General features: G+C 71.6%; 19 protein-coding genes and 2 pseudogenes (1 of these 21 only partly in view). 18 read left to right on the forward strand and 3 right to left on the reverse strand.

Annotation, left to right across the window (positions count from 1 at the left end):
* Positions 1–5 precede the first annotated feature (5 nt).
* Positions 6–365 carry a DUF1844 domain-containing protein gene (locus OG738_RS27725; RefSeq protein WP_329045238.1) on the reverse strand — a complete coding sequence of 120 codons (360 nt, stop codon included), beginning with the start codon at positions 363–365 and terminating at the stop codon, positions 6–8.
* A gap of 203 nt (positions 366–568) precedes the next feature.
* On the opposite strand from OG738_RS27725, the gene infC reads away from it, so the two are divergent.
* The 7 genes from infC (at position 569) to pheT (ending at position 7,350) form a co-directional block, all read left to right on the forward strand.
* Positions 569–1,189 (forward strand): translation initiation factor IF-3, encoded by a 621-nt coding sequence (gene infC, locus OG738_RS27730; protein WP_086856944.1) that lies wholly within the window; start codon positions 569–571, stop codon positions 1,187–1,189.
* A 67-nt stretch (positions 1,190–1,256) separates the two neighbouring features.
* Positions 1,257–1,451, forward strand: coding sequence for a 50S ribosomal protein L35 (rpmI, locus tag OG738_RS27735; protein ID WP_086672342.1), 195 nt, complete (start codon positions 1,257–1,259; stop codon positions 1,449–1,451).
* 68 nt (positions 1,452–1,519) lie between these two features.
* The gene (gene rplT / locus OG738_RS27740; RefSeq protein WP_155546205.1) at positions 1,520–1,894 is read left to right on the forward strand and encodes a 50S ribosomal protein L20; all 375 of its coding nucleotides are present in this window, start codon (positions 1,520–1,522) and stop codon (positions 1,892–1,894) included.
* Positions 1,891–2,706 (forward strand): TrmH family RNA methyltransferase, encoded by an 816-nt coding sequence (locus tag OG738_RS27745; RefSeq protein ID WP_329056857.1) that lies wholly within the window; start codon positions 1,891–1,893, stop codon positions 2,704–2,706. Before rplT ends, OG738_RS27745 begins: the two co-directional genes overlap by 4 nt.
* 49 nt (positions 2,707–2,755) lie before the next feature.
* Positions 2,756–3,589: a DUF6159 family protein gene (locus OG738_RS27750; RefSeq protein WP_329045246.1), complete on the forward strand. Its 834-nt coding sequence runs from the start codon at positions 2,756–2,758 to the stop codon at positions 3,587–3,589.
* A 135-nt stretch (positions 3,590–3,724) separates the two neighbouring features.
* Complete coding sequence (gene pheS / locus OG738_RS27755; protein ID WP_329045247.1) at positions 3,725–4,786, forward strand: phenylalanine--tRNA ligase subunit alpha; 1,062 nt, start codon at positions 3,725–3,727, stop codon at positions 4,784–4,786.
* Positions 4,786–7,350: a phenylalanine--tRNA ligase subunit beta gene (gene pheT, locus OG738_RS27760; RefSeq protein ID WP_329045249.1), complete on the forward strand. Its 2,565-nt coding sequence runs from the start codon at positions 4,786–4,788 to the stop codon at positions 7,348–7,350. Before pheS ends, pheT begins: the two co-directional genes overlap by 1 nt.
* Positions 7,351–7,643: 293 nt before the next feature.
* Here the strand turns inward: pheT and OG738_RS27765 are convergent.
* A pseudogene (locus tag OG738_RS27765) lies at positions 7,644–8,334 on the reverse strand (DNA alkylation repair protein).
* 193 nt (positions 8,335–8,527) lie between these two features.
* Between OG738_RS27765 and OG738_RS27770 the strand changes: the two are divergent.
* Together OG738_RS27770 and OG738_RS27775 are read left to right on the forward strand one after the other, a co-directional pair.
* A complete protein-coding gene (locus tag OG738_RS27770) occupies positions 8,528–10,111 on the forward strand; it encodes an alpha/beta hydrolase (RefSeq protein WP_329045250.1) in 1,584 nt (527 codons plus the stop codon).
* Positions 10,112–10,315: 204 nt separating this feature from the next.
* On the forward strand, positions 10,316–10,813 hold the full coding sequence (locus tag OG738_RS27775) for a helix-turn-helix domain containing protein (protein WP_329045251.1): 498 nt from the start codon (positions 10,316–10,318) through the stop codon (positions 10,811–10,813).
* 103 nt (positions 10,814–10,916) lie between these two features.
* Here OG738_RS27775 and OG738_RS27780 read toward each other — a convergent pair.
* Positions 10,917–11,878 (reverse strand): annotated as a pseudogene (locus OG738_RS27780) (helix-turn-helix transcriptional regulator).
* A gap of 83 nt (positions 11,879–11,961) precedes the next feature.
* Between OG738_RS27780 and argC the strand changes: the two are divergent.
* From argC to OG738_RS27825, 9 genes are all read left to right on the forward strand, one after another.
* Entirely contained in the window at positions 11,962–12,990 is a 1,029-nt protein-coding gene (gene argC, locus OG738_RS27785) for an N-acetyl-gamma-glutamyl-phosphate reductase (RefSeq protein ID WP_329045253.1), read from the forward strand.
* The gene (gene argJ / locus OG738_RS27790) at positions 12,987–14,147 is read left to right on the forward strand and encodes a bifunctional glutamate N-acetyltransferase/amino-acid acetyltransferase ArgJ (RefSeq protein WP_329045255.1); all 1,161 of its coding nucleotides are present in this window, start codon (positions 12,987–12,989) and stop codon (positions 14,145–14,147) included. Before argC ends, argJ begins: the two co-directional genes overlap by 4 nt.
* Entirely contained in the window at positions 14,144–15,061 is a 918-nt protein-coding gene (gene argB, locus OG738_RS27795) for an acetylglutamate kinase (RefSeq protein ID WP_329045257.1), read from the forward strand. Before argJ ends, argB begins: the two co-directional genes overlap by 4 nt.
* Positions 15,058–16,260, forward strand: a complete 1,203-nt coding sequence (locus OG738_RS27800) for an acetylornithine transaminase (protein WP_329045258.1) — start codon at positions 15,058–15,060, stop codon at positions 16,258–16,260. The genes argB and OG738_RS27800 overlap by 4 nt, the downstream gene beginning before the upstream one ends.
* Positions 16,260–17,186 carry an ornithine carbamoyltransferase gene (argF, locus tag OG738_RS27805; RefSeq protein WP_329045260.1) on the forward strand — a complete coding sequence of 309 codons (927 nt, stop codon included), beginning with the start codon at positions 16,260–16,262 and terminating at the stop codon, positions 17,184–17,186. Before OG738_RS27800 ends, argF begins: the two co-directional genes overlap by 1 nt.
* Positions 17,183–17,695 (forward strand): arginine repressor, encoded by a 513-nt coding sequence (locus OG738_RS27810; RefSeq protein ID WP_329045262.1) that lies wholly within the window; start codon positions 17,183–17,185, stop codon positions 17,693–17,695. The genes argF and OG738_RS27810 overlap by 4 nt, the downstream gene beginning before the upstream one ends.
* Positions 17,692–17,979: an argininosuccinate synthase gene (locus tag OG738_RS44735; protein WP_442875815.1), complete on the forward strand. Its 288-nt coding sequence runs from the start codon at positions 17,692–17,694 to the stop codon at positions 17,977–17,979. The genes OG738_RS27810 and OG738_RS44735 overlap by 4 nt, the downstream gene beginning before the upstream one ends.
* Positions 17,980–18,019: 40 nt before the next feature.
* The gene (argH, locus tag OG738_RS27820; protein WP_329045263.1) at positions 18,020–19,435 is read left to right on the forward strand and encodes an argininosuccinate lyase; all 1,416 of its coding nucleotides are present in this window, start codon (positions 18,020–18,022) and stop codon (positions 19,433–19,435) included.
* A gap of 163 nt (positions 19,436–19,598) precedes the next feature.
* Positions 19,599–19,629 carry the 5' end (the start) of a DNA-3-methyladenine glycosylase gene (locus OG738_RS27825; protein ID WP_329045265.1) on the forward strand. Its footprint extends 608 nt past the window's final position, so the window shows 31 of its 639 coding nt (coding positions 1–31); the start codon lies at positions 19,599–19,601; the stop codon falls past the right edge of the window.

A 19,629-nucleotide genomic window follows, 5' to 3' on the forward strand; every position in this document is an offset into this window, starting at 1 on the left:
GAGGGTCAGTAAACGGGGCCGGTGTACTTTTCCCCGGGGCCCTTGCCAGGCTCGTCCGGCACGGCCGAAGCCTCCCGGAAGGCCTTCTGGAGCGACTGCAGGCCGTCGCGCAACGGCCCGGCGTGCAGGCCCAGGTACTCCGCGGAAGCGGTGACGAGCCCGGCCAGTGCGGTGATGAGCCGGCGCGCTTCGTCGAGGTCGCGGTGGGGGGAGGTCTCCGGGTCCGGGTCGGCCAGGCCGAGCCGTTCGGCGCCGGCCGACAGCAGCATCACCGCGGCCCGGCTGATCACCTCCACGCTGGGGATGTCCTCCAGGTGGCGGGCCTCGGGGGAATACGGGGGCTGTTCGGAGGGTTGATCTGACACGTCTGGTACCCTTCCACGAGCGACCAGCCCCCGAGCGATCGGGGGCGGCAAGTGGAGCCCCGCTCCCACCCGCGTCACCGTACAGGTGTCCGGGTCCGGTCTCGCCCGGACGGCAAGTCCAGGGTGAAGCACCCGGTCTCGCGGCCGGGTGCGATCGGAAACAGAGTGGGCCCCGCGCACCGAACGGTGTCGGGGCCTTCGCTATGTGGGCACCAGGTCGAAACGAGAACAGGAAACATTCCTCGGACCAAGGAGGCCCCATCAGCTCCGAGACACGCATCAACGACCGCATCCGGGTGCCGGAGGTCCGACTCGTCGGCCCCGCCGGCGAACAGGTCGGCATCGTCCGGATCGAGGATGCGCTGCGCCTGGCGCAGGAGAACGATCTCGACCTCGTCGAGGTCGCGCCGCAGGCCCGCCCGCCGGTGTGCAAGCTCATGGACTTCGGCAAGTTCAAGTACGAGAGCGCGCAGAAGGCCCGCGAGTCGCGTCGCAACCAGCAGCTGACCGTCATCAAGGAACAGAAGCTGCGCCCCAAGATCGACCAGCACGACTACGAGACCAAGAAGGGTCACGTGTCGCGCTTCCTGGCGGCGGGCAACAAGGTCAAGGTCACGATCATGTTCCGCGGCCGCGAGCAGTCCCGGCCGGAGCTCGGCTACCGGCTGCTGCAGAAGCTCGCCGAAGACGTCACGGAGCTCGGCTTCGTCGAGTCGTCGGCCAAGCAGGACGGTCGCAACATGATCATGGTGCTGGCCCCGCACAAGAACGTGAAGCCGAAGGCGAAGGCGGAGGCGGCCCCCGAGCCGACTCCCGACGCGTAGGCGCCGACCAGCACAGTCAGCGGCTCACCGGAATCTCCGGTGAGCCGCCGCACGAAAGAGGACTGAAATGCCGAAGATGAAGACCCACAGCGGGACGTCCAAGCGGATCCGCGTCACGGGCACGGGCAAGCTGCGCCGCCAGAAGGCCGGCCGCCGCCACCTGATGGAGAAGAAGTCGAACCGCCTCACCCGCCGCCTCGAGGGCACCACCGAGCTGGCGAAGACCGAGGCCGGCCGCGTCAAGCGCCTGCTCGGCATCTGATCCCGCAGAACTTGCAGTAACCACCCGGGGCGTCCCCCTTCGCCCCCTGAGATCGACAGGATGGACCCGTGGCACGCGTCAAGCGGGCGGTCAACGCCCAGAAGAAGCGTCGCGCAACTCTCGAACTGGCCAGCGGCTACCGCGGCCAGCGTTCGCGGCTGTACCGCAAGGCCAAGGAGCAGACGCTTCACTCGCTCAACTACGCCTACCGGGACCGCCGTGCCCGCAAGGGTGACTTCCGCCAGCTGTGGATCACCCGCATCAACGCGGCCGCCCGCGCGAACGGCGTGACCTACAACCGGTTCATCCAGGGCATCAAGGCCGCGGGTGTCGAGGTCGACCGCAAGATCCTCGCGGACCTCGCCGTCAACGACGCCGCCGCGTTCGCCGCGCTGGCCGAGCTCGCCAAGGCCAACGTGAACACCGAAGCGAAGTCGGCCTGACCGGCAGCTTTCCCCGGCCCGGGGCGGATCCGTTCACCGAACGGACCCCCCGGGTCGTTGCTGCGCGCAAGCTGACGCGGCGCGCGGACCGCGACAAGACCGGCCGCTTCCTGGCCGAAGGCGCCAACGCCGTCGAAGCCGCGCTGGCGAACGGCACGGTCCACGAACTGTTCGTCACCTCCCGCGCGGCGGAGCAGCACGCGGACCTCGTGGACGCGGCCCGCGCGGCCGGTGTCCCGGTCTCGCCGATCACCGATCGCGCCGCCGACGGGCTGTCGGAAACCGTGACGCCCCAAGGCATCGTGGCCGTCTGCGCGCTGCTCGACCGACCGCTCGACGAGGCCGTCGCCACCGGCGCACGGCTCGTCGTGGTGCTCGTCGACGTCGCCGACCCCGGCAACGCGGGCACGGTGATCCGCGTCGCCGACGCGGCGGGAGCCGACGCCGTCGTGCTGGCGGGCGACACCGTCGACCCGCACAACGGCAAGTGCGTCCGCGCGGCCGCCGGCAGCCTGTTCCACCTGCCCATCGCGCGCGTCCGGGACGTCCCGGACGTGCTGGCGGCCTGCTCGGCGGCGGGCCTGCGCACGTTCGCCGCGCACGGCTATGCCGACGCCGAACTCGATCGGGTGGATCTCGCCGAGCCGACGGCGTGGGTCTTCGGCAACGAGGCCCACGGCCTGTCCGCCGACGTCCTCGACCGCGCCGACCTCGCCGTCCGGATTCCGGTCTACGGCAAAGCGGAGAGCCTCAACCTGGCCACGGCCGCGGCCGTCTGCGTCTACACGAGCGCGATGGCGGCGCGTCGCTGATCCGGCGGTAGGCTGCCCCGGTATTCATTGTGGTCACCTGGGGGGAATCATGGGCAGGCTCGCCCGTTCGTACGCGTTGTTCGTCGCTTCGCTCCGGGTGCTGCGCGCCCACAAGGGCCTCGCGTGGTTCCCGGTGCTCGCCGGCATCGCCGGGCTGCTGGTCGCCGGGGTGTTCCTGACGCCGGCGTTCTTCACCGCGCACGTCCAGACCGGCGACGTCCGGCCCACCGCCGGCACGTATCTGCTGCTCGCGGCGTTCTACCTGGTCTCGGCGTTCGTGGCGATCTTCTTCAACGCCGCCCTGATCTCCCAGGCGGACCTGGCCCTGCGCGGCGACGGCGGCCTGCCGGGCGTCGGCACGGGCCTGGCCGCGGCCGGCCGCCGATGGCCCGCGCTGCTGGGCTGGGCCGGCCTTTCCGCGACGGTCAGCCTGGTCCTGCGCACCATCGAAGAGCGGCTCGGCTTCCTCGGGAGCATCGTCAGCGGCCTGGTCGGCCTGGCCTGGCGGCTCACGACCTTCCTGGTGCTCCCCGTCGTCATGCTGGAGGGCGCCGGCGTGCGGGGCAGCGTCAAGCGTTCGGTCGAGCTGTTCCGCCGCACCTGGGGCGAGAACGTCGTGGGCAACGCGGGCATCGGCCTGATCGGGTTCGTCATCAGCCTTGCCGGCTACGCCGTGCTCCTGCTCGCGGGCTTCCTGCTCGGCGGCACCGCGACCGTGTTCGTGTGCCTCGGCCTGGCGCTCGTGTGGACCGTGCTGGTCGCGATCTTCACCACCACGCTGACGGGCATCTACCAGGCCGCGCTGTACCGCTACGCGGCCGACGGCGTCGTGGCGGGCGAGTTCGCGTCGGTGGACTTCGGGGCGGCTTTCCGCGAGCGCTGAGCGTGCGTCCGCGCGGCCCGAGGCCGACCGGGGGCGCACGGACCCGATCCCATAGACTTTTCCCACCTTTGACCTCTCGTGCGCCGCGTGTCCGGCGGCGCGCGTACGACCAGTCCCAGCGGACGCCGAGGAGTTATGTCCGGAGCCACGGAGAAGGAAGCCCAGGGCGCGGTGCTCGCCCCCGAGACGCTGCAGGAGGCGGTCAAGGCCGCCGAAGCCGCGTTCGCCGCCGCGACCGGGCTCGAAGCGCTGGCCGAGGTCAAGCCGGCTCACCTCGGCGACCACTCGCCGCTGATGCTGGCCCGCCGCGAGATCGGCGCCCTGCCCAAGCAGGAGAAGGCCGAGGCGGGCAAGCGCGTCAACGAGGCTCGCCAAGCCATCCAGTCCGCCTTCGACACCCGCCGCGCCGAGCTCCAGGTGGAGCGCGACGAGCGCGTGCTGCGCGAGGAGGCCGTCGACGTCACGCTGCCGTGGGACCGTGTCCCGCGCGGGGCCCGGCACCCGATCAGCACCATCTCCGAGCGCGTTGCCGACGCGTTCGTCGCGATGGGCTACGAGGTCGCCGAGGGTCCGGAGCTCGAAGCCGAGTGGTTCAACTTCGACGCGCTGAACTTCGGCAAGGACCACCCCGCCCGCCAACTGCAGGACACGTTCTACGTCGGCGAGGAGGACTCCGGCCTGGTGCTGCGTACGCACACCTCGCCGGTGCAGGCCCGCACGCTGCTGCACCGCGACCTGCCGGTGTACGTCGTCTGCCCCGGCCGGACGTACCGCACCGACGAGCTCGACTCGACGCACACGCCGGTGTTCACCCAGGTCGAGGGCCTCGCGGTGGACAAGGGCATCACCATGGCACACCTCAAGGGCACGCTGGACGCCTTCGCCCGCGCGATGTTCGGCGAGAGCTCGAAGACGCGGCTGCGGCCGCACTTCTTCCCGTTCACCGAGCCGTCCGCCGAGGTGGACGTCTGGTTCGAGGAGAAGAAGGGCGGCCCCGGCTGGGTCGAGTGGGGTGGCTGCGGCATGGTCAACCCGAACGTGCTGCGCGCCTGCGGCGTCGACCCCGAGGAGTACTCGGGCTTCGCCTTCGGCATGGGCATCGAGCGCACCCTGCAGTTCCGCAACGGGATCCCGGACATGCGCGACATGGTGGAAGGCGACGTCCGCTTCACCCTTCCCTTCGGAACGGAGGCGTAGTGCGAGTCCCCGTCAGCTGGCTGACCGAGCACCTCGACATCGGCGAGGAGGTCACGCCGCAGGACCTGGCCGACGCGTTCGTCCGGATCGGCATCGAGGTCGACGACCTGAAGCAGCTCGGCCCGGTGACCGGCCCGCTGGTCGTCGGCCGGGTGGCCGACATCGAAGAGCTGACCGAGTTCAAGAAGCCGATCCGGTTCTGCCGCGTCGACGTCGGCGAAGAGGCCGAGGAGCCCACCGAAGCCGCCGGCGACGACGAAGACGAGGACGACGAAGACGGCGACTTCGAGGACGAGGGCCCGCACGGCATCCGGACCCGCGGCATCGTCTGCGGCGCGCGCAACTTCGCCGAGGGCGACCTCGTCGTCGTCGCGCTGCCGGGCGCGGTCCTGCCCGGCGGCTTCACCATCGCGTCCCGCAAGACCTACGGCCGCGTCAGCGATGGCATGATCTGCTCGGCCCGCGAGCTCGGCCTCGGCGAGGACCACACCGGCATCCTCGTGCTGCCCTCGGGCACCGCGAGCCCGGGTGACGACGCGGCCGAGCTGCTCGGCCTCGGCGACACCGTGATCGAGCTGGCCCCGACCCCGGACCGCGGCTACGCGCTGTCGGTCCGCGGCCTCGCGCGCGAGCTGTCGAACGCGCTGGACGTGCCCTTCGGCGATCCGGCGCTGCTGGAGGTCCCGGCGGCCGAGGGCGACGCCTGGCCGGTCCGTGTCGAGGACCCGGAAGGCTGTCCGCGGTTCGTGCTGCGCCGGGTCACCGGCCTGGACGCGACCGCGCCCACGCCGTGGTGGATGCGGCGGCGGCTGATGCTGGCCGGCATCCGGTCCATCTCCCTGGCCGTCGACGTCACCAACTACGTGATGCTCGAGCTGGGCCACCCGCTGCACGCGTTCGCCACCAAGGCGATCCAGGGCGACCTGGTGGTCCGCCGGGCGAAGCCGGGCGAGAAGCTGACCACGCTGGACGACGTCGAGCGCACCCTCGACCCGGACGACGTGATCATCGCCGACGACAGCGGCGTCATCTCGCTCGCCGGCACGATGGGCGGGGCGAGCACCGAGATCACGCCGGAGAGCACCGACGTGCTGCTCGAGGCGGCGCACTGGAACCCGGCCGCGATCAGCCGCACCGCGCGGCGGCACAAGCTGTTCTCCGAGGCCGCGAAGCGGTTCGAGCGGTTCACCGACCCGCAGCTCTGCCCGGCGGCCGTCGAGCTGGCCGCGCGGCTGCTGCGCCAGTACGGCGATGCCGCGATCCAGCCCGGCCGCACCGACGAGGGCGTGGTCGAGCCGAACCCGGCCGTCGTGATGCCGATCAACCTGCCCGACCGGGTCGCGGGCGTGAACTACCAGCGCGGCGTGACCGTCCGCAGGCTCACCCAGATCGGCTGCAAGGTCTCGGTCAGCACGGGCGACGACGGCAAGGGCCTGGTCACCGCGATTCCGCCGAGCTGGCGCGGCGACCTGCGCCAGCCGGCCGATCTCGTCGAAGAGGTGCTGCGGCTGGAGGGCTACGACAGCATCCCGTCGACGCTGCCCGCCGCCCCGGCCGGCCGGGGCCTGACCGACGCCCAGCGGCGCGTCCGGGCGGTTTCCCGGGCGCTCGCCGAGGTGGGATTCGTCGAGGTGCGCCCGTTCCCGTTCGTCGGCGACGCGGTGTGGGACGCCTTCGGCCTCCCGGCCGACGACGTCCGCCGCAACGCGGTGGTGGTCCGCAACCCGCTGGAGGCCGACCGCAACCGGCTGGCCACCACGCTGCTGCCGGGCCTGCTGGACACGCTGCAGCGCAACGTGTCCCGCGGGATGAAGGACGTCTCGCTGTACCAGATCGGCCAGGTGGTGCTGCCTGCGCCGAACCCGCTCAAGGTGCCGGACCTCGGCGTCGCCGAGCGGCCTTCCGACGAGGAACTGGCGCTGCTCGAAGCGGCGGTGCCGCAGCAGCCGCTGCACGTCGCCGTGGTCCTCGCCGGCCAGCGTCACCGGGCGGGCTGGTGGGGCCAGGGCGAGCAGGCGAACTGGGCTGACGCAGTGCAGGCCGCGCGCACGGTCGCGGAGGCGGCCGGGATCGAGCTGACCGTGCAGGCGGCGGACCTGCCGCCGTGGCACCCGGGCCGTTGCGCCCGGCTCCAGGTCGGTGACTGGCCGGTCGGCCACGCCGGCGAGCTGCACCCCAAGGTGGTCGAGGCCCTCGGCCTGCCGCCCCGGACGGTCGCGATGGAGCTGGACCTGGACGCGATCCCGCTGCCGGACTCCCGCCCGGCGCCGAGCGTGTCGGGCTACCCGCCGGTGCTGCTCGACGTGGCCCTGGTCGCGACGGCGGACGTGCCGTCGGCCGACCTGGCCGCGGTCCTGCGCGACGGAGCGGGCGAGCTGCTCGAGGACATCACGCTGTTCGACGTGTACGCGGGCGAGCAGGTCGGCGAGGGCAAGCGATCGCTGGCGTACAAGCTGCGCTTCCGCGCGCCGGACCGCACCCTGACGGTCGACGAGGCCACGAAGGCCCGCGACGCAGCGGTGGCAGCGGCGGGCGAGCGCTTCGACGCAACCCTGCGCGCGTAGCCGCGGCACGGTAGTTCGTTCGGGAGGGGCCGGGAATCCGGCCCCTCTTGGCATTCCGCGCCCAACAATCCGACCGCCCCAGTACGCAGATCGACTCTCCAGGTACGCAAGCCGACCGGCCCGGCACGCGAGTCGACCCTGCAGGTGCGCAAGCCGACCGGCTCGGTACGCGAGTCGACCCTCCAGGTACGCAAGCCGACCGGCCCGGCACGCGAACCCACGCTCCGGGCACCCGTGTCGTCCGTCCGAGTCCGCGTGTCGTCCAGCCGGGTACGTCCCTCGCGGGCCGAACTTCAGCCGATGTGCTTCAACGCCTCCCGCCGTGACAGCCCCGACAGCCCCGGGTGATCGTCCACGAAGCTCCGGACCCAGTCCGGTGCCGTCTTCGCGTACTCGCGCAGGGCCCAGCCGATTCCCTTGCGCAGGAAGAACTCCGGCTCGGCGATCGCCGGCTCGATCGCCCGGGTGAGGCAGGTCGGTGTCCGTGTCCTCCTTCGCCCCGACCTGGCAGATGATCGCCGTGCGGCGGCGCCAGAGGTCGCGGTCCGCGGCCCAGCTCAGCATGATCGGGGTGACCCGGGTCCGATCGGCGCGCAGGATCGGGCCGATCCGGCGGATGGCCAGCTCGTCCACGTGGTCCCACCACGCCCCGCTGACGATCATCTCCTCGTACATCGGCACGAGTTCCGGGTCCTGCCACTGCCGGTACGCCCGGTGTCCGGATAGCGCGACGGCCGCGTACCGCTCCTCGCGGAATTCCGCGGTCCGCCACAACTCCAGGACAGTCGCCGAAAATGTCACCCGATCGGGCAGTATGTGGTCGGCCAGTACCCGCTTGAGAAGCACGCTCCGCTCGGGTGTGGCCACCCCGCGAAACGGCATGGCCGACTTCATGTACGCCTGCATCGCGGGCGCCTTCACCGGGTCGGCCAGCTCGGCCAGCCCGGTGCGGACGGCCTTGACCAGCTGTTCGTCCACGCTCATGCGTCCTCCCGTCGCCTTCCGGCGGTCCGGAGCGTACTGCCGGCCACCGACAGTTCCGGTGCGCGGAGACCGGCGCAGGTACCGACGAAAGACGGATGGCGGAAGTCGCGCCGGTCGACGAGATTGGCGAAGGTTGCCGGTAGTTTCGCCGGAGTCCGGCGAACTCTGTCCAATGCGGATGAAAAGGACGACTGTGAAGAGAATCGTTGCCGCCGTCGCCGCCGCGGGGCTCGCGGCCGGCCTGATGGCCGCCGCGCCCGCCGCTTCGGCGGATCCCGGGGTGCAGTTCAGCCCCGCGCCGATCGCCTGGGGGCCCTGCACTTCGGCCGGCCTGAAGGCCGCGGGCGCGGAGTGCGGCTTCCTCGACGTGCCGATGGACTACACGAAGCCGGGCGGGGCGAAGGTCTCCGTCGCGGTGTCGCGGATCAAGCACAAGACCCCGCAGTCGCAGGGGATCATGCTGGTGAACCCCGGCGGCCCCGGCGGTTCCGGCCTCGGGCTCTCGGTGCTCGGCAAGTACGTGCCGAACCACGCGGGCGACAACTACGACTGGATCGGCTTCGACCCTCGGGGCGTCGGGTCCAGCAAGCCGTCGATCAGCTGCGACGGGAACTACTTCAGCTACGACCGGCCGGCCTACGTGCCGACCACGCCGGGGCTGGAGAAGACGTGGCTCGCCCGTTCGAAGGGCTACGCCGACGCGTGCAAGAAGAACGGCGCGATCCTCGACCACCTCAAGACGACCGACGTCGCGCAGGACATGGACAGCCTGCGCAAGGCGCTGGGCGAGAAGCAGATCAACTACTACGGCTTCTCCTACGGCACCTACCTCGGCCAGGTGTACAGCACGATGTACCCGAAGAACGTCCGCCGGATGGTGCTCGACGGCAACGTCGACCCGCGGAAGGTCTGGTACCAGGCCAACCTCGACCAGGACGTCGCGTTCGACAAGAACATCAAGATCTACTTCGACTGGCTGGCGTCCTACGACAGCGTCTACCACCTCGGCAAGACCGGGTCCGCCGTGGAGAAGCTCTGGTACGACACGCAGCGCAAGCTCGCCAAGAACCCCGCGGGCGGCGTCATCGGCGGCGACGAGTGGACCGACATCTTCCTGCAGGCCGGCTACTACGTCTTCGGCTGGGTCGACATGGCCAAGGCCTTCGACGGCTACGTCCACAAGGGTGACTGGCAGACGCTGAAGGCGCTCTACGACGACTCGAACCCGCCCGGCAACGACAACGGGTTCGCCGTGTACCTCGGCGTGCAGTGCACCGACGTGCAGTGGCCGACCGACTGGAACAAGTGGCGCGCCGACAACTGGCTCACCTACTTCAAGGCCCCGTTCGAGACCTGGGGCAACGCCTGGTTCAACGCGCCCTGCGTGTACTGGCCGGCGAAGGCGGGCAAGCCGGTGGACATCGACGGCCGCAAGGTGGCCGGGGCGCTTCTGATCAGCGAAGAGCTCGACGCCGCCACGCCGTACCCCGGCAGCCTCGAGGTCCGGAAACGGTACCCGAACTCGAGCCTGATCAGCGCGCCGGGCGGCACGACGCACGCCGGCTCGCTGTCCGGGGTGTCCTGTGTGGACGACAAGATCGCCGACTACCTGGCCACCGGCACGCTGCCGAAGCGCCAGCCCGGCAACCACTCGGACGTCCAGTGCAGTCCGGTCCCGCCGCCGGTGCCCGACGGCGCCGCGGCGCAGAAGTCGGACAGCTCCGCGAAGGCCGCCCAGGAGAAGCAGAGCACGCTGGCCCGCCTGCTGCACTTCTGAGCGGAAACCACTCCGCACGGTGCCCCGGTCCGGTTCGCCCGGACCGGGGCACCGTCTTGTCCGCCGGTGTCCCATCGTCGCCTCCCGATCACTGACTGTGGTCGAGGAGAGACGTTAGGGGAAGGGTCCGACAATTTCGGAGCGAAACCGGCCGTGAGCAGCGCGTGGCCGAAAATTGTCGGGGGTGCGCGCTAGCTTCGTGGCATGTCGATCATCGAAGAGCGCCGGACCGAGATCCGGGCACAGGAAATCACCTACCAGATCGCGGTCGCCACCAGGACGGACGACGACCGCGCCGAACCGACCCCCAGGGTCATGATCACGCTCGAAGCCGGCGGTCCCGGCGGTGAAGCGGTCGCCGAGGGCAGCCTCGACCTGGACGTCGCGGTGGCGGCCACGGTGGCCGACCTCGTCGCGGACGGGTTGCTGTCCGCGACCGGCGCGGGCCGGGGGCCGCGGCGAAGATCCGCGGGCCGTCCTGCCCAACAGGGCCGCCCGTGGAACGAGGAGATGGACGCGGAGCTGGAGAGCCGGTGGATCGCGGGGGAGAGCGTCGCGCAGATCGCGACGTACTTCGAGCGCACTCCCGGCGGCATCCGCGCCCGGCTGCCTCGCGTGGGCTGCGACCCGGAGACCCCGGGTTGCTACCTGCCCGTCCCGCCGAGCAGGCGCACGGACCTGGACGCCGGTGAGCCGACCTGAGTGACGGCGGGCCGGTCCACAGTGGACCGGCCCGCCGCCGAGCGGTCGGCGGTACGTGGAGTTTTGTCCCGCGCCAGGAGGGGGAGCAGTGCCTTACCACCGATCAACCCCGCACGCCGGAACCCGCGGCGGCGCGGTCCGCGAGCATTCTCAAGTGCGCCACCAGTTCCGGTGGTTCCTCGACGCTGAATCCGCAGCCCAGCCCCAGCAACCGGAACGCGAGCCAGTCCAAGGTGTCCGGCCGGCTTCGCCATCGGCAGCGGCCGTCGTCGAGGTCGGTCAGCTCGCCGGGTGCCGCGCCGAGGCGGGGTGCCACCCGCGACGCCGGTTCCGCCAGCACCGCCACCGCGCGGTAGGTCGGCACGAGGTCGTAGAGCCGTTCGACGACGTAGGCCGCCAGGTCCGTCGCAGGAGGCTGGCGCGGGAGGGCGCGGCCGCCGGTCGCCTGGGCGTCGCGCACGCGGTCGGCGCGGAGACGCGCCAGTCCGCGCGGTCGAGGTCGTACGCCACCAGGTACCAGCGGCGCCCGGTGGCCACCAGCCGGAGCGGCTCGGCCCGGCGTCGCGTCTCGGTCCCGTCGTTCGCGCGGTAGCGGAAGCGGACCGTCTCGCGGTTGGTGATCGCGGCGGCGAACACCGTCAGCTGCGCCGGGTCGACGGCCGGGCCCGTGGCCGGCACGGCGACCGTCGCTGTGCCGATCGTGCCCACCCGGCGGCGCAGCCGCGCCGGCAGGACCTGCTCCAGCTTGGCCAGCGCCCGCACGGAGGCCTCCTCGATCCCGGAGACGGTCTGCCCGGCGGCGGTCCGCAGTCCCACCGCGATCGCGACGGCTTCGTCGTCCTCGAGCACGAGGGGCGGCATCGCGGTGCCGGCCACCAGCCGGTAGCCGCCCGCGACGCCCCGGCTGGCCTCGACCGGATAGCCGAGCTCGCGCAGCCGCTCGACATCGCGGCGGATCGTGCGCGGGCTGACGCCCAGCCGGCCGGCCAGCTCGCTGCCCGGCCACTCGCGAGGCGTCTGGAGCAGGGAAAGCAGGCCGAGCAGCCGCGCCGGGGTGTCCGTCATCCGCTCAGCATCCCAAGGTGGCGGGGACCACTTCCCGGTAATCCTGTTTGTTTAGCCTTGCAAGGGCGTGCATAATCATGCGTATGACGGTGAACATCGCGGTGGCCGGAGCCAGCGGGTACGCGGGCGGCGAACTGCTGCGCCTGCTCCTGGCCCATCCCGAGGTCGAGATCGGCACGCTCACGGCCGCCAGCAGCGCGGGCACGAAGCTCGGCGTCCACCAGCCCCACCTCGTCCCCCTCGCCGACCGGGTCCTCGCCGAGACGACGCCGGAAACCCTCGCCGGCCACGACGTCGTGTTCCTCGCGCTGCCCCACGGGCATTCCGCGGAGATCGCGGCTCGGCTCGGCCCGGACGTCCTGGTCGTCGACCTCGGCGCCGACCACCGACTGGCCGACCCGGCCGACTGGCAGCGCTGGTACGGCGGCGACCACGCCGGCCAATGGCCGTACGGCCTGCCTGAACTGCCCGGTGCCCGCGAGCAGCTGACCGGGGCCAAGCGCGTCGCCGTGCCCGGCTGCTTCCCGACCGGCGGGTCGCTGGCCCTGGCGCCGGCGTTCGCCGCCGGGCTGATCGAGCCGGACGTCACGGTCGTCGCCGTCACCGGCACCTCCGGTGCCGGCAAGAGCCTCAAGCCGAACCTGCTCGGCTCGGAGGTGATGGGCTCGGCGAGCGCGTACGGCGTCGGCGGGGCCCACCGCCACACGCCCGAGTTCGCGCAGAACCTCTCGGCCGTCGCGGGGGAGAAGGTCACCGTGTCCTTCACCCCGGTGCTCGCGCCGATGCCCCGCGGCATCCTCACCACGGCGAGCGCCCCGCTGAAGGACGGCGTCGACGAGGCCGCCGCCCGCGCGGCGTACGAGAAGGCCTACGACGCGGAACCGTTCGTCCAGCTGCTGCCCGCGGGCGCCTGGCCGACCACGTCGGCGACGCTCGGCTCGAACAACGTCCAGCTGCAGGTCACGGTGGACGCCGACGCGCGGCGCCTGGTCGTCGTCGCCGCGATCGACAACCTCACCAAGGGCACCGCGGGCGGTGCCGTCCAGTCGATGAACCTCGCCCTCGGTTTCCCCGAGACCACCGGCCTTTCCACCGTAGGAGTCGCACCGTGACCGTCACCGGGCCCCAGGGCTTCCGCGCCGCCGGCATCGCCGCCGGTATCAAGGCCTCCGGCGCGCTCGACTTCACGCTGGTCGTCAACGACGGCCCGCTCGACGTCGCGGCGGGCGTGTTCACGCGCAACGTCATCAAGGCCGCGCCGGTGCTGTGGTCGCAGGAGGTGCTCAAACAGCAGCGGCTCAAGGCCGTCGTCCTCAACTCGGGCGGCGCCAACGCGGCCACCGGTCCCGGTGGCTTCCAGGACACCCACGCCACGGCCGAAAAGGTGGCCGAAGTGCTGCAGGCGGGCGCGATCGAGGTCGCCGTGTGCTCCACCGGCCTGATCGGCGAACGGCTGCCGATGGACGCGGTCCTGTCCGGGGTGGACACCGCGTTCAAGGCGCTCGATGCGAGCGCCGAAGCGAGCCTGAACGCGGCCACGGGCGTGATGACCACCGACACGAAGCCCAAGCAGGCCTTCGCGAAGCACGACAGCGGCTGGAGCGTCGGCGGTTTCGCGAAGGGCGCGGGCATGCTCGCGCCGAACCTCGCCACCATGCTCTCGGTGCTGACCACCGACGCCGTGGTGGACAAGGAGAGCCTCGACCGGGCCCTGCGCGCGGCCACCCACGTCACCTTCGACCGCCTCGACGTCGACGGCGGCACGTCCACCAACGACACGGTCCTGGTCCTGGCCTCCGGCGCGAGCGGGGTCGAGCCGAGCGAGGCCGAGCTGACCGACCTGCTCACCAAGGTCAGCCTCGACCTGGTCCTCCAGCTGCGCGCGGACTCCGAAGGCGCCACTAAGGACGTCAACATCACCGTCCAGGGTGCCGAGTCCGAAGCCGACGCGATCGCGGTCGCCCGCACGATCGCCGAGGACAACCTGGTCAAGACGGCGCTGTTCGGCTCCGACCCGAACTGGGGCCGGATCGCGATGGCGCTCGGCCGGGTCCCGGCGCGGATCGACCCGGAAACCGTGTCGATCACGATCAACGGAGTCACCCTGTTCGCGCGGGGGATGCCCGGCGCCGACCGGTCCGAGGCCGACCTCACCGGCCGCGCCATCGAGATCGTCGTCGACCTCGGCGTCGGCGGCGAAGCGGCGACCATCTACACCACCGATCTTTCGCACGGTTACGTCGAAGAGAACAGCGCGTACTCCTCATGACCCAGGAGGCACTGATTTCCGCGGACGAGAGACTCGCGACGGCGGCCGAGAAGGCCGGGGTCCTCATCGAAGCGCTGCCGTGGCTGCAGCGGTTCCACGGCGCGACGGTGGTGGTCAAGTACGGCGGCAACGCCATGATCGACGACGAGCTGAAAGCGGCCTTCGCCGAGGACATGGTGTTCCTCCGGCTGGCCGGCCTGCGCCCGGTCGTCGTGCACGGCGGCGGCCCGCAGATCACCGCGATGCTGAAGCGCCTCGGCGTCGAAGGCGAGTTCAAGGGCGGCCTGCGCGTCACCACGCCGGAGACGATGGACATCGTCCGGATGGTGCTCACCGGCCAGGTCAGCCGCGAGCTCGTCGGGCTGATCAACGCCCACGGGCCGTACGCCGTGGGCATCTCCGGCGAAGACGCGCGGCTGTTCACCGCCGAGCGCAAACAGGCCACTGTGGACGGTGAGCAGGTCGATATCGGGCTCGTCGGCGAGGTCGCCGAGGTCAACCCGGACGCGGTGCTCGACATCGTGAACGCCGGGCGCATCCCGGTGGTCTCCACCGTCGCCCCGGACGTCGAGGGCGTCGTGCACAACGTCAACGCCGACACCGCCGCGGGTGCGCTCGCGGCCGCTTTGGGCGCCGAGAAGCTCGTCGTGCTCACCGACGTCGAAGGCCTCTACGCGAACTGGCCCGACCGCTCGTCGCTGATCGACCGCATCCGCGTCGACCGCCTCGAGCCGATGCTGCCCACCCTGGCCAGCGGCATGATCCCGAAGATGGAGGCGTGCGTGCGCGCCATCCGCGGCGGCGTGCGCCGGGCGCACGTGATCGACGGCCGCCTCGCCCACTCGGTGCTGCTGGAGGTCTTCACCTCGCGCGGCATCGGCACCATGGTCTTCCCCGAAACGGAGCTCCCGTGACCGACCTTCAGTCCAATGTGGACGGCCAGCAGCACTGGCAGTCCGCCCTGATGGACAACTACGGCACCCCGGCGCTGACGCTCGTCCGCGGCGAAGGCGCGAAGGTGTGGGACGCCGACGGCAAGGAGTACGTCGACCTGGTCGGCGGCATCGCCGTGAACGCGCTGGGCCATGCGCACCCGGCGGTCGTCGAGGCCGTCACCACGCAGGTCAAGCAGCTCGGCCACACCTCGAACCTGTACGTCAACCCGGTGGCCGTCGAGCTGGCCGAAGCGCTGCTCGACGTCGCCGGCCTCACCGGCCACGGCAAGGTGCTCTTCGTCAACTCCGGCGCCGAGGCCAACGAAGCCGCGCTGAAGATCAGCAGGCTGACCGGCCGCACCAAGGTGATCGCCGCCGAGGGCGCGTTCCACGGCCGGACCATGGGCGCGCTGACGCTGACCGGTCAGCCCGGCAAGCGCGACCCGTTCAAGCCGCTGGTGCCCGGGGTGGAGCACGTGCCGTTCGGGGACGTCGCAGCGCTGAAGGCCGCCGTCGACACCGAGACCGCGGCCGTCTTCCTGGAGCCGGTGCTCGGCGAGGCGGGCGTCATCCCGGCACCCGACGGCTACCTGCAGGCCGCCCGCGAGATCACCAAGGCCACGGGCACGCTGCTGGTGCTCGACGAGGTGCAGACCGGCCTCGGCCGGCTCGGCACCTGGTTCGGCTACCAGCAGACCGGCATCGTCCCGGACGTGATCACGCTGGCGAAGGGCCTCGGCGGCGGCTTGCCGCTGGGCGCGGTGATCGGCGTCGGCGCGGCCGGCGACCTGCTCAAGCCCGGCCAGCACGGCACCACCTTCGGCGGCAACCCCGTGTGCTGCGCGGCCGGCCTGGCCGTGCTCAAGACGATCGCCGCGGACGGCCTCCTCGACCACGTCTCGGCGCTGGGCAAGGACATCGCGGCGGGCGTCGAGGCGCTCGGCCACCCGCTCGTCGCCGGGGTGCGCGGCAGCGGGCTGCTGCTCGGCATCGCGTTGCGGCAGCCCGTCTCGGGCGCGGTCGCCAAGGCCGTGCAGGACGCCGGCTACCTCGTCAACCCGGTCGCGCCGGACACCATCCGGCTCGCGCCGCCGCTCGTGCTCGACGGCGACCAGGCCCAGGGCTTCCTCACCGCACTCCCGAACGCGCTCGACACCACCACGAAGGACGCCGACTGATGCTCCGCCACTTCCTCCGCGACGACGACGTCAGCCCCGCCGAGCAGAAGGCCATCCTCGACCTCGCCGACGCGCTGAAAGCCGACCCGCTGGGAAACAAGACGCTCGCCGGCAAGTCGGTCACCGCGATCTTCGAGAAGAACTCGACCCGCACGCGGTTCTCGTTCGAGGTCGGCATCAGCCAGCTCGGCGGGCATCCGGTGATCGTCGACGGCCGCTCGATGCAGCTCGGCCGCGAAGAGACGATCGAAGACACGTCGCGGGTGCTGTCGCGGTACGTGGACGGCATCGTGTGGCGGACCTTCGCGCAGAAGCGCATCGAGGCGATGGCCACGGCGGCGTCGATCCCGGTCGTCAACGCGCTGACCGACGAGTTCCACCCGTGCCAGGCACTCACCGACCTGATGACGATCCGCGAGCGCAAGGGCAAGCTCGCCGGGCTGACCCTCGTCTACCTGGGTGACGGCGCCAACAACATGGCGCACTCGCTGCTGCTCGCCGGGGTCACCGCCGGGATGCACGTCCGGGTCGTCTCGCCGCTCGGGTTCCAGCCCGACCAGCAGGTCACGCTCGACGCGAAGAGGCGCGGCGAGGAGACCGGCGGCACGGCCACGGTCTTCACCGATCCGTACGAGGCGGTCGACGGCGCGGACGTGCTCGTCACCGACACGTGGACGTCGATGGGGCAGGAGAACGACGGCCTCGACCGGGTGGGCCCGTTCCGCGCCCTGCAGGTCAACGCCGAGCTGCTGAAGAAGGCCGCGGACGACGCGATCGTCCTGCACTGCCTGCCCGCGCACCGCGGCTGGGAGATCACCGACGAGGTGATCGACGGGCCGGCCAGCGCGGTCTGGGACGAAGCCGAGAACCGGCTGCACGCCCAGAAAGCTCTGCTCGTCTGGCTGTTCGAAGAGAGCCGGCGATGACCAGCAGCCGGGTGGGGCGGCAGGCGCGGATCACCGAGCTGGTGTCCACGATGACGATCCGCAGCCAGACCGAGCTTGCCAAGCTGCTGGCCGCCGAGGGCATCGACGTCACCCAGGCGACGCTGTCGCGCGACCTCGACGAGCTGGGCGCGGTCAAGCTGCGCGGGCCGGACTCGGGCGCGCCGGTCTACGTGATCCCCGAGGACGGCAGTCCCGTCCGTGGGGTGCAGGGCGGCACGTCGCGGCTCTCCCGGCTGCTCGCGGAGCTGATGGTCTCGGCCGACTCGTCGGGCAACTTGATGGTTCTGCGGACGCCGCCCGGCGCGGCGCAGTTCCTGGCCAGTGCCATCGACCGGGCGGCGCTCGAAGAGGTCGTCGGCTCGATCGCGGGCGACGACACGGTCGCCGTCATCGCCCGGGAACCCTTGTCCGGCAAGGAGTTGGCCGAACGCTTCGCGGCCCTCGCGCACCGTTCGGCACAGGAACAAGGAGACGAAGGACCACCATGACCGTGCTCGCCGACATCTTCCCGGCCGAGGGTGAGTTCCTCGCGCCGGACGAGGTCGTCGTCACCTTCGATCGCGGCGTTCCGGTGGCGATCGACGGCGAGACGGTCTCCGTCGCCGAAGCGCGCTGGATGCTGGGCGCGCGCGGCGAGGCGCAGAGAATCGGCCGCGGCGAGGCGTGTGCCGCGCTCGAACGGCGGCCCGGCCGCGGATGCGCCAGTCTGACCACTGCCGTGTCGGGCGAGGTCCGCCTGGTCCTGTACGACGGCCGGATCACGGTCGCCTGATTTCGGCAATCGACGAACACATCGAGGAGAAGCGAGAACAGTGAGCGGGAACGAGCAGCCGGTGCAGCTGTGGGGCGGCCGGTTCGCCAGCGGTCCGGCCGAGGCGATGGCCGCGCTGAGCGCGTCGACGCACTTCGACTGGCGCCTGGCGCCCTACGACATCGCCGGGTCGCGCGCGCACGCTCGCGTGCTGCGCAAGGCGGGCCTGCTCACCGAAGACGAGCTCGCCGGCATGCTGACCGCGCTGGACACGCTCGCCCAGGACGTCGCGTCCGGCGAGTTCACCCCGACGATCGCCGACGAGGACGTGCACACGGCGCTTGAGCGCGGCCTGCTCGAGCGGGCGGGCACCGAGCTCGGCGGCAAGCTGCGCGCCGGCCGGTCGCGTAACGACCAGGTGGCCACGCTCTTCCGGATGTGGCTGCGCGACGCCGCCCGCCGCGTCGTCGCCGGCACCCTCGAGGTCGTCGACGCGCTGGTGTCCCAGGCGAAGCGGCACCCGGACGCGATCCTGCCCGGCCGCACGCACCTGCAGCACGCCCAGCCGGTGCTGCTCGCCCACCACCTGATGGCCCACGGCCAGGCACTGCTGCGCGACGTCTCGCGGCTGCAGGACTGGGACGCGCGCACGGCCGAGTCGCCGTACGGCTCGGGCGCGCTGGCCGGCTCGTCGCTGGGGCTCGACCCCGAAGCCGTCGCCGAGGAGCTGGGCTTCGCGACGAGTGTCGAGAACTCCATCGACGGCACCGCTTCGCGTGACTTCGTCGCCGAGTTCGCCTTCGCGGTCGCGATGCTCGCGGTGAACCTGTCCCGGATCGCCGAAGAGGTGATCATCTGGAACACCGCCGAGTTCGGCTACGTGACTCTCGACGACGCCTGGGCGACCGGCAGCTCGATCATGCCGCAGAAGAAGAACCCGGACGTCGCCGAGCTGACCCGCGGCAAGGCCGGCCGGCTGATCGGCAACCTCACCGGCCTGCTCGCCACGCTCAAGGCGCAGCCGCTGGCCTACAACCGCGACCTGCAGGAGGACAAGGAGCCGGTGTTCGACTCGGTCGAGCAGCTCGAGCTCCTGTTCCCGGCGATCGCCGGCATGCTCGCCACGCTGACGTTCCACACCGACCGGCTCGCCGAGCTGGCCCCGGCCGGGTTCACGCTGGCCACCGACATCGCGGAGTGGCTGGTGCGCCAGGGTGTCCCGTTCCGCGTCGCGCACGAGGCCGCGGGCGAAAGCGTCCGCGTCGCCGAGTCCCGCGGCGTGGGCTTGGACGAGCTGACCGACGAGGAGTTCGAGAAGATCAACCCGGCGCTCACCCCCGAGGTGCGGGCCGTGCTCACCGTCGAAGGCTCGGTGAAGTCCCGCGACGCCCGCGGCGGCACCGCGCCGGTCCGGGTGGCCGAGCAGCGCGCACGGCTCGAAGAGCGCGTCACCACTGCGCGCCAGTGGCTCAACTGACCTGAGGCCGAGGCCGGCCGGGCGCGGACTGCCGTGCCCGTCCGGTGGTCGGGCAGCTTCGCCCGCACCGCCGGGATCACGGTCTCGACGCAGCGTGCCTTCGGCCGCGATCGGACCGATCGTTACGCTGTCCGTCGCAGGACAGCCCGAGGGAGGAGCCCGTTTGAGCGGCGACGCAGGCCGGTTGTTCACCC

The organism is Amycolatopsis sp. NBC_01488 (assembly GCF_036227105.1).
Classification (GTDB): Bacteria; Actinomycetota; Actinomycetes; order Mycobacteriales; family Pseudonocardiaceae; genus Amycolatopsis.